This window comes from Streptomyces sp. NPDC049915 (genome assembly GCF_040656475.1).
Classification (GTDB): domain Bacteria; phylum Actinomycetota; class Actinomycetes; order Streptomycetales; family Streptomycetaceae; genus Streptomyces.
The window spans coordinates 119673-133841 of record NZ_JBFAMH010000006.1 but is presented as its reverse complement, the minus strand read 5'-3'; the positions used below and the strand labels follow the sequence as shown (position 1 = coordinate 133841).

The following is a 14169-nucleotide window of genomic DNA, read 5'->3' as shown; positions in this document are numbered from 1 at the left end:
GACAGGGCCTAACGGACCAAACGGAGCAGTGAGCGTCCGCCGTCCGGTGCGGCTCGGGCATGACGCGAGCCTCCGGCCGGGCGTGTGCCACGCGGGCGCCGCCCGGTTCGGCGAGGCGCATCGAGCCCAAGAGGCGTTACGGCGTCGTCGAGCGACCGGGGCCGTACACGGCACCGTCAGGCGATGCCGCCGTTGGCGAAGAGGACCTGACCGTTGACCCAGCGGCCCGGGCCGGCCAGGAAGGCCACCGTCTCGGCGATGTCGGCGGGGGTGCCCAGACGCTCCAGCGGGGCCTGAGCCGCCAGTCGCTGCACGGTCGCCTCGTCCTTGCCGTCGAGGAAGAGCGGCGTGGCCGTGGGCCCAGGGGCGACGGCGTTGACGGTGATGTCGCGTCCGCGCAGCTCACGGGCCAGGACGAGCGTCATCGCGTCGACGGCGCCCTTGCTCGCGGCGTAGGCGGCGTAACCGGGGGTGGCGAGGCGGGTGATGGAGGTGGAGAAGGTGATGATGGCGCCTCCGGTCCGGACCCGGCGTGCGGCCTGCTGGGCGACGACGAACGTGCCGCGGATGTTGGTGCGGTGCATGCGGTCCAGCGCGTCGAGGTCGAACTCGGCGACAGGTCCGAGGATCATCACCCCGGCGGTGTGGACGACCACGTCGACCCCGTCGAACTCCTTCTCGACCGTGTCGAACGCCTCACTCATGGCGCCTTCGTCGGCGACGTCGCCGCGGACCGCGACGGCCCGGCCGCCGTCCCGCTCGATAGCCTCGACGACTTCCTGCGCGGCGCCGGCGTTACCGGCGTAGTGGACGCCGACCGCCAGGCCGGCGGCGGCGAGGCGCTCGGCGACGGCGCGGCCGATACCGCCGGACGCTCCGGTGACCAGCGCGACCCGTGTGACCTGGGACATGAGAAGCCACCTCCTGAAGCGGACCCGCCTCATTAATGGACGGTACGTTCATTTAAGCAGATGGTGGACGCGCCGTCCATATGTCACAGTGAGTGTTCACCGTCAACGGCGTCGAAGGCGTGGAAGGCGCACGCGTCATAGGCGTCGCAGGCGTCAAGGGAATACGCCGGAACAGCACGCCGGAGCAGTGGGAGGCAGCGCGATGCAGGAACAATCGGAACGCACGCCGGGCGCGGCGGTGCGGCGCGGGCGGGGCCGGCGGCCCGCGGACGAGGTGCGCGCCGACGCGCTCGCCGCGGCCGGGACCCTGCTGCTGCGCGAGGGCATGGCCGCCTTCACCATGGAACGGGTCGCGCAGGAAGCCGCCGTCAGCAAGACGACCCTCTACAAGTGGTGGTCCTCGCGCGGCACGCTCGCCCTCGACGGCTACTTCCACGCCGTGGAGTCCACCCTCGCCTTCCCCGACACCGGTGACATCGAAGCCGACCTGACCACGCAGGTGCGCGCCTTCGTCCGGCTGCTGACCGAGACGCCGGCCGGCCGGGTCATGGCCGAACTGATCGGCCAGGCGCAGACCGACCCCGACCTGTCCGCAGCCCTCCTGGAGCACTACTCCGGTCCCCGCCGCGACCTGGCCGTGCAGGCCATCAGGCGCGCACAGCAACGCGGCCAGCTTCGCGCAGGCATCGAACCGCAGGTGCTGGTCGACCAGTTGTGGGGCGCCTGCTACCACCGTCTGCTGCTGCCCAACCTGCCCCTCACCGAGGACTTCGCGACGCAGCTGGTCCACAACCTCCTGCACGGCGTGGCGGACGGCTGAGCGGCCGCCGCCGGGCTTCACCGCACGGGACTGGGACCGACCGTTCCGGCCGGTCCCCCGATGCCGCCCTCCGCCCACCGTGTGGCACGCGGGGTGCGGCGCTCGGGTCGCCAGGTGGCCACCAGCGCGGCCGCCAGGAGGAGTTCGGCGATGTCACCGCCGTAGTACATGATCTCCGCGCCTTGCTGTACCTGGTCGATGGGGGCGTGGATGTCGACGAAGAAGCCGCCGTACATGGCCTGGGCGATCAGCGCATGGGCGGCGATCGCGATGCCGAGGCAGACCAGCCGGGCGCGCACGCCGGGCCGCGCGGGCGCGGGGTCGGGGCCCGCGACGACGTAGGCGAAGAGGAACCCTGAGGCGAGGAAGTGCGCGTGCATCAGCCCGTGCCCGGCCGGATGGGCCATGGCGGTGTTGTACAGCGGCGTGAAGTACAGCAGCACCAGCGAGCCGGTGCTCAGCGTCAGGACCACGGCCGGATGCGCGAGCAGCCGCGCGGGCGGGCTGTGCAGGAGGGCCGTCACCTGCCGGGCCCGGGCCGGTGGCAGCGCGCGCAGCAGGAGGGTGACCGGAGCGGCCAGAACCAGCGCCGTCGGCGCGTACATGCCGATGAGCAGGTGCTGGGTCATATGGCCGCGGAAGTCGGTGTGCGCGGCCGGCGCCAGCGGCGGCAGCAGGGCCACGGCGAGGAGGGCCGTTCCGGTGAGGAAGGAGAGCGTCCGCGTCCGGCTCCATCCCTGGGCCGGATTGCGGCGCCGGGCCCGCCGGACGGCGAGCAGGTATCCGGCCGCGGCGGCCAGCAGGACCAGGACGGTCAGGACGGTTGCCGGGCCACCGGTGCCGTCCTGGCCGCTTGCGGGGTGCATATGGTGCATCAGGCTTGGCCTCCGGCCCGCTCGGCACCGGGCGCGGCGCCGGGCACGAAGGGGCGGCCGCTGCGCTGGAGGAGGTGGCCGCCGACGACGAGCGCCGCACCCAGCACGAGGAAGCCGGCGTCCCACCAGGCCTGGTGGGGGCCGCCGTGGACGTGGTGGATGCCGAGGATCTGATGGTCCAGGAGCCCTTCGACGAGGTTGAACAGGCCCCAGCCGACGAGGATCCAGCCCCACAGCACCCGCGAGGCCCATACGGCCCGCCGCTGGTGGGTGACGCGGGAGTAGAGCACGGCCAGGCCCAGCAGTACGGCGAGCCAGCACACGGTGTGGAAGACGCCGTCCCACACGGTGTTCATCTCCAGGCCGGAGACGGTGTGGGGGTCGTAGTACTTCACTCCGATGTGGTCGTGGTTGGTGCTGGTGAGCATGTGGTGCCACTGCAGGAGTTGGTGCAGCGCGATGCCGTCCGCGAAGCCGCCGAGCCCGACGCCGAGGATGATCCCCGGCAGCCGGAGACTGCCCGGTGCCGCAACCGCCCGCTCTGCACCCGCTGTGGTGGCCATCGCCCGCTCTCCCCTCCGTCTGGGCACGATTCCTTTCGGGTTTCCCTCGGGCCCAGACTCCACCACTCCCGCCTACGGCGCCTCCCCCGTTTCAGCCATGCGGAAGTGCAGCTTCACTTTCGGCCACACCGGGAGGGGGGCATCCCGTCAGGCAGCCGGTCAGCCGGTCGTCACGGCTCGGGAGAGATCCACGCTCCGCGGACCGCCACCGCGACCGGGGCGGCGAGGGCCGCCATGTCCCTGGCCGGGTCTCCGCGCACGACGAGCAGATCGGCGTCGAACCCCGGGCGGAGCCTGCCCTTGCGGTCGCCGACGCCACACGCGTCCGCCGCGAGCGACGTGGCGGTGGCGAGCGCGACGTCCGCGGGAATGCCCCCCGCGGTCAGTTCGGCGACGGCCGCGGGGAGGACGCCGTGGGCCTTGGCGGCATTGATACCGCTGTCCGAGCCCGAGACGAGGCGGACGCCCGCGCGGTACATCCGAGCGGCCGCCTTCTGGCGCTGTTCGAAGCCGAGGCCGAAGCGGTCCATGATCGCCTGTACCTGCGGCGGCGGCACGCCCTCGGCCGTCTGCCCGAGCGTCAGGCACACCGCCGTGTCCTGCCGGGCGAGGCGTTCCAGCAGCCCGTCCGTGATCAGGACGCCGTCGGCGGTCAGGCACGTGCAGTGCTCGATGCCGTCCACCCCGGCGTCCAGTGCCTGCTCCACGGCGGCGAGGGCGTGCGCGTGCACGGTCACCGGCACTCCCGCGGCGTGCGCGGCGTCCACGACGAGCCGCAGCTCCTCCAGGGTGAACTGGCAGCGCACCACGTCGGTGCCCGGCGTGTGCACTCCTCCGCTGCCCATCACCTTGACGACGTCGGCGCCCCGCTCCACGCGCTCGCGCACCGCCGCGCGCAGCTGCTCCGGGCCCTCGGCGCCACCGCCCATGAACGCGCAGTGGCCGTCGGGAGTGGTGATCGGCGGCCCGGCGGCGACGATCGCGGGAGCCGGCACGCCCGGTGCGCCGGGGCCGCGGGCCCGGTCGCGACGGCGGACGACGGACCAGTCACGGTCGCCCAGGTCGCGCACCGTGGTGACACCCGCGGCGAGCTGGCGCCGCAGGGACTCGTCGATGACCTCCTCCAGCCGGGCCGGCGAGTCGGTGGCCATCCGCTCCAGTGCCCCGTCGTCGCTGTCGGCTCCCAGATGGCAGTGCATGTCGATGAGCCCCGGCAGCAGCGTGGCGTCCGGGAACTCCACCAGCTCCCAGCCGTCCGGAACCGGTGCCTGCGCGGCTTCCAGGCCGGCGATCAGCCCGTCCCGGACGAACACGGCCACGCCGCCGGGCACCACGCGTTCGCCGTCGAAAGCACGCGCGGTGCGGATCACTCGCGGTGACACCTGCATGGGTACCTCCTGCGGCGCTCTTACCGTTGAGCGTATCCACGGGGCGCGCACCCATCCGCCGAGCCGCGCCGCAGATGCCCGGAGGCCGACGGAGTCCTTGCCCGCCGGGGCGGTTCGGCCGGCGAAAAGCTGATGGTCATGTCATGTCGGCCGTGAACTCGCTGATCGCGGGCACCAGGCAGGAGCCGACCGTGTTTCTGCCAGGAGGGGGCCCGCACCGCCGTGACCACACCCGCACGCCGCATACGCCGCACCGGTCGGCGCCGGTTCGACCTGCGCGCCACGACCGTGTACTTCGGCCTTCTCGCCCTCGTCGTGTGCGCCCTCGGGTTCGCTGTCCGCACCGTGATCGAGGCCGTTCAGCGGCGGCCGGTCTGGGAGGCCGCCCTGTGCCTCGTGGCCGTCTCGGTACTCCTCGCCCTGCGTCACCGCAGGCGCCGCGCCACTGCCGCCCGCACCGCCCGGCGGGCCGCCGCGGCACTGGAGGCGGCGACGGACACGGCGCTGGAGGCGCTGGAGACACCTGCGGTGGAGTCACCGTTCGTGCCGCGGCAGGCCGGCGAGGCATTGCCCCCCGAACCGGTTGTCGACTACGACGCCCTCGACGCCGACGAGTTCGAGCAGGCCGTGGCCGCGCTGTGCGAACGGGACGGGTGCACCGGGGTCGAAGTCGTCGGCGGCGCAGGCGATCTGGGCGCGGACGTGCTGGCCGTGACACCGGACGGACGGCGGATGGTCATCCAGTGCAAGCACTACAGCGACGAACACCGGGTCGGCTCCCAGGACCTGCAGCGGTTCGGCGGCACCTGCTACACCGTGCACGAGGCCGATGTCGCCGTCCTGGTGACCACGAGCGACTTCACCGCACCGGCTGCCGAGTACGCCGAACAGTGCGGCATCGTGTGCGTCGACCGTTCGGCGCTGCATGCGTGGAGCGACGGCGGAGCGGCTCCCTGGGCGGCGGGGGACACCGCCGGCAGCGACGACGTGACCTGCTGACCGGCCGGGCGCAGCCGCCGCGTCTCCCCCGTCGAGCACTTGGTTGAATACGCCCGGGACCAGACCCGCGGGGCGAGTGCCTCGGGCGGGTCGTCTGGTCGGAACGGGGGATGTCCATGACGTACCGCCAAGCTGTGATACCGGCGACGGTGGGAGCGATCGTGCTCGTGGCGCTGCTGTGGTGGGCCGGGTCCTGCACCCAGGCTCTGGAACTCCAGGGCGCGAGCACGGTGATCGGTGGCCGGCCCGTCGCCGAACTCCAGCGCTGGCTCGGTCCGTGGTCGTACGATCCGCCGGGCCTGGGGCAGAGCACCGGCGCCGGGACGAGCGTGGACGGCGCCCGTTATCTGCGGCTGTACCACACCGGGGTGCAGATCCGGTTCGGCGCCTTGTTCGCCTTCTTCCTGGCGGGGGCGCTGCTGGTGATCCGCCGGTTGCCACCGGCGCACGGCCGGACGCCGGTCTCGCTGGTCGCGGTGTGGGCGTGGGGCCCGGTGGCCGGAACCCTGGCCGTGACGGTCTCGGCGCCGTGGTTCATCGCCGCGCAGGGACACGGCAGTTACCGGTTCCTGCCGCAGCTCGCGAGCGTCATCTCCACCGGGCGGCAGATCGTGGTGGTGGGTGCGCTCGTCGCCGCGGCGGTGACCGTGCTGACCGCGCGCATCACGGCCAAGGGCGCGGGTCCGCGGCCGTACGGCTCCGGGCCGGCGCCCGCCGCCCGCCTGGCCGCGACCGCGGGGACGGCCGTGGTCGCCTTCTCGGTGCTGGTCCTTTCGTACGTGCCGGTCGCCGCCCGGATCCAGTCGATCTCGCCTCGCATCGGTCTGCTCTCCGAGCCGGGCGACCTGCTGCGCCAGTGGCTGCTGCTGAGCGCCTGGGCGGCTCCCGGCGGCTCACCGCTCGGCGACTGGCTGCTGAACCGCGCCGGTGATGTCCTCCTGCTCGGTGTGGTGTGGTGGTCGCTGCGCAAACTCCCCGCACTCCTCACCCGGGTCACCGTCCCGGCGATGGCCTTGTGCTCGGTCTGCGCGACCTCCGTCGGCCTGCTGGTCGGCCAGGTGCTGCACGCCGTCACGGCCGGAGGGGACCTGGCGTATCTGGTGGCCGGTATCGGTGAGGGCATCCCGGCCGCCGTCACCTGCGGCGGGGCGGCGGGAGTCGTGGCCGCGGTGACGCTGCGCGTGGCTGCGGGGCGGGTGCGCGCGCCTGTCGAGGCCCCTGCCGACTCGCGCCCGGCCGGCTGAGACTCGGTGCCGTGAAGGCCGCATACCACATGCACAGGGAGCGGTGACTGCTTTTCGGTGAAGTGAACTCATGCGTGGGGCGGCCCCGTTACACGCATCCCGGCACCCCGCGGCGTGACTAACATGAGCGGCGCGCTTGATCCGGAAAGGTCCGGAAGGATCCGGAAAGGGTCCGGAAGGGTGCCGGTCGCCCGGAGCACCCGGTCGGCCCGGCCACCGGATTCAGGCGATCGTCCCCGACGTGCCCGCACGTCCTGCTCGCACCGACCGAGGAACCGCGGAATGCCAGTGCCTCCCAGCCCCCGCCAGCGTCGATCCGCCGAAGGGGCACGCTCCTCGCCGGCTCTGGCCGCGGTGGCGCTGTCGGTGGCGGCCCTGGGGGTCGCCGTCGTAGCCGCCCTGGCTCCCGCCGCGGCGCGCGTGTGGGCGCTGGGCACGGCGATCGCCGGATTCTGCTGCGTGGCGGCTGTCGCCGGCTGCGCCTCCCGGCTGCTGCTGCGCGCTCGCCGGCAGGCCTCGGCCCGTGCCGACGAGGTGGAGCTGGCCAGGAAGAACGGGGCGCAGCACAGCGCCGGCTTCGCGCAGTTGGTCAACGTGACCCTGCCGGCCGTCATCAAGCAGCTGCAGAGCGGGGCGAGTGCGGACGAGGTTCTCTCCCATGTCGCCACGCCGTCCGACCCGCTGCACAGCCGGCTGCTGCGCATGGTCGTCACCGAGCTCGCGGAAGCGGTTCGGCGGGGCGCCGACGCGAAAGCCTCGGTGCAGGCCGCGCGCAGCGAACTGGCCCGGGGCACGGCGGAACTCGAGCGGCTGACCGGCGAGACACTGCCCACCGCGATGGCACTGCTGCGCGAGGGAAGCTCCGCCGACACCGTCCTCGCCCGCTTCGACTGGCCGCAGAGCCCCCTGCTGCAGGGGCCGGCCGAGTGGTTCGTCCGCCAACTCGCCTACAGCGAACGCCGTTCGGCCGCCGCCCAGGCCGCTTCCGCCAAGGCGCTCAGCCGGGTCCAGGCGAAGACGGTCAGCATGCTGGCGGCGCTGCGGGAGATGCAGGACCGGCACACCGGTGAGGTGTTCGGCGACCTGCTGCGCCTGGACCACAGCACCTCCCAACTGGGGCTCCTGACCGACCGGCTGGCGCTGCTGATGGGCGGCCGTCCCAGCCGGGTGTGGAACAAGCCGATCGTCATGGAGAGCATCCTGCGCGGGGCCGTCGGCCGGATCGCCGCCTACCGGCGGGTGCGTCTGCACTCCTCCAGCAAGGCGGCCATCGCCGGCTTCGCGGCCGAGGGCGTGATGCACCTGCTGGCCGAACTCATGGACAACGCCGCCAACTTCTCCCCGCCCATCGACGAGGTCCACGTGTACGTGGAGGAGCGCAGCGCAGGTGTCGTCATCACCATCGAGGACAGCGGGCTGAAGATGTCCGACGCCGCCCTGCGCAGGGCGGAGGACGCGGTGTCGGGCCAGGTCACCGACCTGGCCTCGCTGCAGGGCACGCGGCTGGGTCTGGCGGTCGTCGGCGGCATCGCCGTCAAGTACGGCATCAGCGTCAACTACCGTCCGTCGTCCCGTGGGGGGACGGGCGTGGTCGTCCTCGTTCCGCCTCAGCTGGTGGCCCACCAGCGCGAGCCGGTCGTGACCCGGACAGCGGTGCCGGCCCCCGTGTCCGAGGCGGCCCCTCCGGTACGGGAGACGCGGGTCTCGTCACCCGAGGGCGTGTCCGGCCCACGCGCGGACATCCCGCGGCACCGCGCCGCCACCCCCAACGGCCTGCCGGTCAGGTCGCCTGGGCGCACCATGGCGCAGGCGGAGCGGACGCGGGAGCAGCCGGCGCCGGAGGCGCCCGCACCCGCGGACGGTGAGGGGCGGGTGGGACGCGATGCCGGAAGCCGGTTCGGTGCCTTCCATCGCGGCCGGCACGCCGGTGACTCCGCCGCCACGCCCACGCCCGGCCAGAAGCCCGACGCCACGGCCGACGACTAGGGTCGGGCCACGCACCTTGGGTGCAACTGCCGGACCCCGCACCGATTCACAGCACCTCGTTGGATTGGAGGAAGGGGCCGGACGACCGCCAGCCGGTCGCCCCGCCCACCCACCATGGAGACCACTGACAACAGCCTCACCTGGCTCCTGAAGAACCTCCTGGAGCGCACGCCGGGCACGCGCCACGCGCTCGTCCTCTCCCGGGACGGTCTGAAGCTGTGCTGGACGGAGCATCTGACGCTGGACCAGGCCGACCAGTTGGCCGCCATCTGCTCCGGCATCCAGGCCCTCGCCCAGGGCGCGTCCATGGAGTTCGGGGACGGATCGGGTGGCGTCCGGCACTCCATGACCGAGTTCCACGGAGGTCTGCTGTTCATCGTGCAGGCGGGTCAGGGCGCCCATCTCGCCGTCGTCGCCCAGGAGAGCGCCGATCCGGGCATCATCGGGCACCAGATGACGGTGATGGTGGAGCAGATCGGCGAGCACCTGCGGGCGGAGCCGCGTGCGGCGGTCGCCCTGGGCACCACCGCGTGATGCACCACCCCGTGGACGTCGGCGATCCGGACCGGCTCTACACGGTCACGGGCGGCCGGAGCGAAGCGGACGAGAGCTTCGACCTGGTGACGCTGATCGTCAGCGAGTGCGAGCCGGCCGCCGGGATGCAGTCCGAGCATGCGCGGATCCTCGGCCTGTGCCGGCACCCCACGGCGCTGGTCGAGATCGCGGCCGAGCTGAAACTGCCGATCACCGTCGTACGGATCCTGCTCGGCGATCTCCACGGCAGCGGCCGGATCAGCGTCCGGCACCCGCGCGCGGCACCGTCCGTCGCGTCCCTCCCCGAAACCGCACTGCTCCAGGAGGTGCTCCATGGGCTCCGCAACCTCTGAGCTGCCCTCCCAGCGCACGCCGCTGGCCGATGGCGCCGACACCGGACTGAAGATCGTGGTGGTGGGCGGGTTCGGGGTCGGCAAGACCACCTTGGTGCGGTCGGTCAGCGAGATCCGGCCGCTGAGCACCGAGGAGTTGATGACGCAGGCGGGGCGGGGCGTCGACGAGACCGCCGGGGTGGAGCAGAAGAACACCACGACCGTCGCGTTCGACTTCGGGCGCATCACGCTCAACGAGCGCATGGTGCTGTACCTGTTCGGCGCCCCCGGGCAGGAGCGGTTCTGGTTCCTGTGGGAGCGGCTGTTCGCCGGCACGCTGGGTGCGGTGATCCTGGTCGACACCCGTCGTATGGAGGAGTCCTGGTACGCGATAGACCGGCTCGAACACCACAACACTCCTTTTGTGGTGGCCGTCAACCGCTTCGACGGTGACGAGAACCGCTTCTCGCTCGAGGAGATCCGGCAGGCCCTCGCCCTGAACGGGGACGTGCCGATGGTCGACTGCGACGCGCGGGTCAGGTCCTCCGGCAAGGAGGTTCTCATCACCTTGGTGGACCATCTGTACGCATTGGCCCTGTCCCAGGAGAGAACACCGTGAGCGACTCCACCGGCTCCCCGCCCGTCGGCGCGCCCGCATCCGGCTGCCCCGCGCACGCCTCCGCCGTGCGGCTGGGCGGCCTGGAGTACCAGCAGACCCCCGCGCAGCTGTACCGCACGCTGCGCCAGGAGCACGGGGCGGTGGCGCCCGTGCTGCTCGACGGCGGCATCCCCGCCTGGTTCGTCCTCGGCTACCCCGAGGTCTGCTATGTGACCAGCCACGACGAGTTGTTCGCGCGGGACTCCCGGCGCTGGAACCAGTGGCCCCGCATCCCTGACGACTGGCCCCTGCTGCCGTTCGTCGGCTACCAGCCGTCGGTTCTGTTCGCCGAGGGGCCGGAGCACCAGCGACGCGCCGGTGTGATCACCCAGGCGCTCGAGGGCGTGGACCAGTTCGAGCTGGCCCGTGAGTGCCAGTCGATCGCCGAGCAGTTGATCGCGACTTTCGCGGGCAGCGGCCAGGCCGAACTGATGAGCATGTACGCCCACGTCCTGCCGGCCCGCGGCGTGCTGTGGATGTGTGGTGTGGAGCAGGGCAGCGCGGACACCGAACAGCTCGTCGACGATCTGCGGATCTCGCTCGACGCCGGTGAGGGCGACGATCCGGTCGCGGCGTTTGTGCGGGTGGGTGAGCGTCTGGCCCGCCTGGTGAAGGAGAAGCGGGAGCGTCCGGGGCCCGATGTCGTCTCCCGCATGCTGCTGCATCCGGCCGGGCTCGGTGACGAGGAGATCGCGCAGGATCTGATCTCCGTGATCGCCGCGGCCCAGCAGCCGACCGCCAACTGGATCTGCAACACCCTGCGGCTGCTGCTGACGGACGAGCGCTTCGCGGTGAACGTCTCGGGCGGGCGGGTCAGCGTCGGGGACGCGCTGAACGAGGTGCTGTGGCTGGACACGCCGATGCAGGCGTTCATCGGCCGGTGGGCCGTGCGCGACACGCAGCTCGGCGGACGCCTCATCCGCGAGGGCGACTGCCTCGTCCTGGGCCTCGCCGCGGCCAACACCGATCCGCAGATCTGGCCCGAGGCGCATGTGGGCCAGGAGAACTCCGCGCACCTGTCCTTCAGCAGCGGCGAGCACCGCTGCCCCTACCCGGCCCCGCTGCTGGCGGATGTGATGGCGCGTACGGCGGTGGAGACGCTGCTGGAGCATCTGCCGGACCTGGTGCTGGCGGTGGACGCCAAGGAGCTGACCTGGCGTCCGTCGATCTGGATGCGCGGGCTGACGTCCCTGCCGGTCCGGTTCACTCCGTCGGCCCGCTAGCCGGGAAGGTCGCGGGCGGGGGCATCGCCGGGTGAAGGCGTCGCGGGCGGAGGGACCGGCGCGTCCCGTCCGCCCGCCCAACGTGCGATGCGCACCCTCAGGTGGTGACCGAAGTGAAGCGCACCCGCAGCGACTGCGGGCCGCGGGTGAAAACGCCCCGCTCGACCGGTTCGAAGCCGTCGGCGAGCCGGATGCCGGGCATGGCGTCCAGCAGCTGGTCGATCCCCGTCCCCGCCTCCGCCTTGGCCAGCAGCGCGCCGACACAGAGGTGCCGGCCCAGCGCGAAGGCGAGATGGTCCGCGGCGGCCGAGAACGCGGAGTCCGTCGTGAGGTCGTCGCGGAAGATGTCGAAGCGGTCGGGGTCGCGGAAGCGGCGCTCGTCCCGGTCGGCCGCGCCGATGAGGCAGTTCACCGTGGCTCCCGCGGGATGGTGCCTGCGCTGACCCCAACGTCGTTGGCCGACAGCCGCATGATCATGTGGACGGGCGCGGGGTGTGGCGCAGTGTCTCGGCGAAGGCCGCGGCGATCAGGCTCCGGTCCTCGCGGACGGCCGCGAGCTGGTCGGGGTGGCGCAGCAGGTTGGCCATGATGCCGGCGATGGCCTTGTCGGTGGTCTCGCCGCCGGCGGCCGGCAGGAGGCTGCAGAACGCCTTCACGTCCTCGTCGCTCATCCGTACGCCGTCGACCTCGGCGGCGCAGAGGGTGGACAGCAGGTCGTCGCCCGGGTTCTCACGGCGCTCACGGGATGACCGGGATCATGTACTCGGCGAACTCCACACGGGTGCGTTCGCCCGCGGCCCTCACCTCCGGATCCCCGGACAGGTTGCCGAGGAAGGGCGATGACGGACGTGTACCAGCCGTGGAAGCGGGCGTGGTCGGCCTTGTCATCGTCCTGCCGTGCACCGGTTCCGGCTGCCAGGTGTAGTTGTCGGTCGTAAACCGGCCCTGCTTGTCTTTGAAGACGCGTGCGACGTCCTCGTACCGGGAGATGATGTAGCTCTTGGTGGCCTCGTGCCAGATGAGGGGTTCCTTCTCCCGCATCACCGCATAGGTGTCGGGAACCTGCTGGGCGGTGGACACGGGCTTCCTCCGGAGGTGGGGCCGGTCTTCGCCCTCAGGCTAGGGATCTCTCACCGGCTCAAACACGCCGGTCCTGGCCGAAGTTGAGCGGGCGATCAACGCACGGCGGCGGGCCGTGGCGCTCCACGTGCGAAAGCCCCGGCCGGCTCGGGGGAAAGCCGGCCGGGGCGGCCAGGTGCGGGGTGGAGGGCGGTCGCCTCTCGGCGAGTGGCTCCGTGGGGCTTCAGCCGAACGATCGTCCCCACGGGCGATGAGTGAGGCCCGGGGACACTGTCCCCTCCGCACCCGCATCAAGTTGAACGGTCAACTTGATGGGTTTCTTTCCGCGGCAGGGTGTGAGACGCACCACTCGGTGGTACCGGCATGGAGTCGCTTCACCCCAGCGCCCCGACCGCACCCCGCCATGGGCGGACGCCGGGGCAAGATGAAGAAGGGGCCTGCGACGGGAGGCCGGACATGTTCGAGGCGGACGACATCCGCAACTGGCGTGGACACGACGTCATCGACGCGGAGAAGCGCAAGGTCGGAGCGCTGGAGTCGGTCTATGTGGACACGTCGACCGACCAGCCGTTCTTCGCGACCGTCATCGTCGGCCTGCCCACGCGCCGCCGCCTGGTGTTCGTTCCGCTCACCGGTGCCACCGTCGGACCTGGCTACCTCAAGGTCGCCCACTCCAAGAACGTGATCAAGAAGGCTCCGTCCATCGATGTCGACGGAGTGCTCACAGCCGAGGACGAACCCTCCGTCTTCGCCCACTACGAAATCGAGTACATCCCCGGAGTCGGCGGCGAACGGCGTCTGGCCCGTCGCTGATCGACCCGCCCCGAACCGGGAGGACAGGATGAGCCTGTTCCTGCTGCTGATCATCGTGGCCCTGATCCTGGGCATCGTCGGGGCGGCCGTCCACGGCCTGCTCTACCTGCTGATCATCGGCATCATCGTCCTGCTGGCGGATCTCGTCTACGGAGTCATGCGGTTCCGCCGCGGGGGACGCCGTCACCGCCGTATGCGCTGACGCGCCGACACCCCGCGGCCGGGACGCCCGCAGATCCTCGGATGTCAGGCGGCGCTGCTGCGGGGCGTCCGGCGGGCGCAGGCGGTGTCGTGGTCGGCGCCGAGCGACGTCCACCAGCGCTCGCAGCAGGCGGCCGACAGTTCCCGCTGGGCGAGCGCCTCGGCGACCTCCGCGCGCCGCGCCCCGCGCCGGGTGTCCCGCTCGCGCCCGGTGCCGCGCACGCCGGCGACGGTGGAGCGGACGACGCCGGCCAGCACCGTGACGGCGGCGGCGGCCATGATGGCGCTGCTCCACGTCGTCGCGGCGCCCCAGGTGCGGACGGTGTAGTAGACCAGCCACACTCCGACAGCTGCGTGCGCAGCGACGAGTATGCGGCTTCCTCGGCTCATGGAGATCCTCCCCTGGCAGCGTGAGTCGGCAGTGTCGCGGATGCCCGCGATCGGCCGGATCAAGCGATCGTCCCGGGGACCGGTTCACGGATGATCAGAGGCACGCGTCGGACGGCCTGGCCATACGCAACCCATCGCGCCTCGGGCCACCG

General features: G+C 72.1%; 15 protein-coding genes and 1 pseudogene. 10 read left to right on the top strand and 6 right to left on the bottom strand.

Features of this window, described 5'->3' with window-relative positions; genetic code table 11:
• Window positions 1–176 precede the first annotated feature (176 nt).
• On the bottom strand, window positions 177–911 hold the full coding sequence (locus AB0J12_RS12740; RefSeq protein ID WP_363264291.1) for an SDR family oxidoreductase: 735 nt from the start codon (window positions 909–911) through the stop codon (window positions 177–179).
• Between the two features lie 202 nt (window positions 912–1113).
• Between AB0J12_RS12740 and AB0J12_RS12735 the strand changes: the two genes are divergently transcribed.
• On the top strand, window positions 1114–1731 hold the full coding sequence (locus AB0J12_RS12735; protein ID WP_363264290.1) for a TetR/AcrR family transcriptional regulator C-terminal ligand-binding domain-containing protein: 618 nt from the start codon (window positions 1114–1116) through the stop codon (window positions 1729–1731).
• A gap of 17 nt (window positions 1732–1748) precedes the next feature.
• Here the strand turns inward: AB0J12_RS12735 and AB0J12_RS12730 are convergent, their stop codons facing one another.
• From AB0J12_RS12730 to AB0J12_RS12720, 3 genes are all read right to left on the bottom strand, one after another.
• Window positions 1749–2597: a cytochrome c oxidase assembly protein gene (locus AB0J12_RS12730; RefSeq protein ID WP_363264289.1), complete on the bottom strand. Its 849-nt coding sequence runs from the start codon at window positions 2595–2597 to the stop codon at window positions 1749–1751.
• A gap of 8 nt (window positions 2598–2605) precedes the next feature.
• Complete coding sequence (locus tag AB0J12_RS12725) at window positions 2606–3169, bottom strand: DUF2243 domain-containing protein (RefSeq protein WP_363264288.1); 564 nt, start codon at window positions 3167–3169, stop codon at window positions 2606–2608.
• A 170-nt stretch (window positions 3170–3339) separates the two neighbouring features.
• On the bottom strand, window positions 3340–4557 hold the full coding sequence (locus tag AB0J12_RS12720) for an amidohydrolase family protein (RefSeq protein WP_363264287.1): 1218 nt from the start codon (window positions 4555–4557) through the stop codon (window positions 3340–3342).
• A gap of 222 nt (window positions 4558–4779) precedes the next feature.
• Here AB0J12_RS12720 and AB0J12_RS12715 point away from each other — a divergent pair, with 222 nt between their 5' ends.
• The 7 genes from AB0J12_RS12715 (at window position 4780) to AB0J12_RS12685 (ending at window position 11533) form a co-directional block, all read left to right on the top strand.
• A complete protein-coding gene (locus AB0J12_RS12715) occupies window positions 4780–5556 on the top strand; it encodes a restriction endonuclease (protein ID WP_363264286.1) in 777 nt (258 codons plus the stop codon).
• A gap of 116 nt (window positions 5557–5672) precedes the next feature.
• The gene (locus AB0J12_RS12710) at window positions 5673–6800 is read left to right on the top strand and encodes a hypothetical protein (protein WP_363264285.1); all 1128 of its coding nucleotides are present in this window, start codon (window positions 5673–5675) and stop codon (window positions 6798–6800) included.
• Window positions 6801–7082: 282 nt separating this feature from the next.
• Window positions 7083–8786, top strand: coding sequence for an ATP-binding protein (locus AB0J12_RS12705; RefSeq protein WP_363264284.1), 1704 nt, complete (start codon window positions 7083–7085; stop codon window positions 8784–8786).
• A 114-nt stretch (window positions 8787–8900) separates the two neighbouring features.
• Window positions 8901–9320, top strand: a complete 420-nt coding sequence (locus AB0J12_RS12700) for a roadblock/LC7 domain-containing protein (RefSeq protein WP_363264283.1) — start codon at window positions 8901–8903, stop codon at window positions 9318–9320.
• Window positions 9317–9673 (top strand): DUF742 domain-containing protein, encoded by a 357-nt coding sequence (locus tag AB0J12_RS12695; protein ID WP_363264282.1) that lies wholly within the window; start codon window positions 9317–9319, stop codon window positions 9671–9673. The genes AB0J12_RS12700 and AB0J12_RS12695 overlap by 4 nt, the downstream gene beginning before the upstream one ends.
• A complete protein-coding gene (locus AB0J12_RS12690; protein WP_363264281.1) occupies window positions 9654–10271 on the top strand; it encodes an ATP/GTP-binding protein in 618 nt (205 codons plus the stop codon). The genes AB0J12_RS12695 and AB0J12_RS12690 overlap by 20 nt, the downstream gene beginning before the upstream one ends.
• Window positions 10268–11533, top strand: coding sequence for a cytochrome P450 (locus AB0J12_RS12685; protein WP_363264280.1), 1266 nt, complete (start codon window positions 10268–10270; stop codon window positions 11531–11533). Before AB0J12_RS12690 ends, AB0J12_RS12685 begins: the two co-directional genes overlap by 4 nt.
• A 97-nt stretch (window positions 11534–11630) precedes the next feature.
• On the opposite strand, the pseudogene AB0J12_RS12680 reads toward AB0J12_RS12685, so the two are convergent.
• Window positions 11631–12613 (bottom strand): annotated as a pseudogene (locus AB0J12_RS12680) (cytochrome P450).
• Window positions 12614–13069: 456 nt separating this feature from the next.
• Between AB0J12_RS12680 and AB0J12_RS12675 the strand changes: the two are divergent.
• Together AB0J12_RS12675 and AB0J12_RS12670 are read left to right on the top strand one after the other, a co-directional pair.
• A complete protein-coding gene (locus AB0J12_RS12675; protein ID WP_363264279.1) occupies window positions 13070–13426 on the top strand; it encodes a PRC-barrel domain-containing protein in 357 nt (118 codons plus the stop codon).
• A 28-nt stretch (window positions 13427–13454) separates the two neighbouring features.
• Window positions 13455–13628 carry a hypothetical protein gene (locus AB0J12_RS12670; RefSeq protein WP_363264278.1) on the top strand — a complete coding sequence of 58 codons (174 nt, stop codon included), beginning with the start codon at window positions 13455–13457 and terminating at the stop codon, window positions 13626–13628.
• Between the two features lie 44 nt (window positions 13629–13672).
• Here AB0J12_RS12670 and AB0J12_RS12665 read toward each other — a convergent pair whose 3' ends face one another.
• The gene (locus AB0J12_RS12665; protein WP_363264277.1) at window positions 13673–14017 is read right to left on the bottom strand and encodes a hypothetical protein; all 345 of its coding nucleotides are present in this window, start codon (window positions 14015–14017) and stop codon (window positions 13673–13675) included.
• Window positions 14018–14169: the final 152 nt, after the last annotated feature.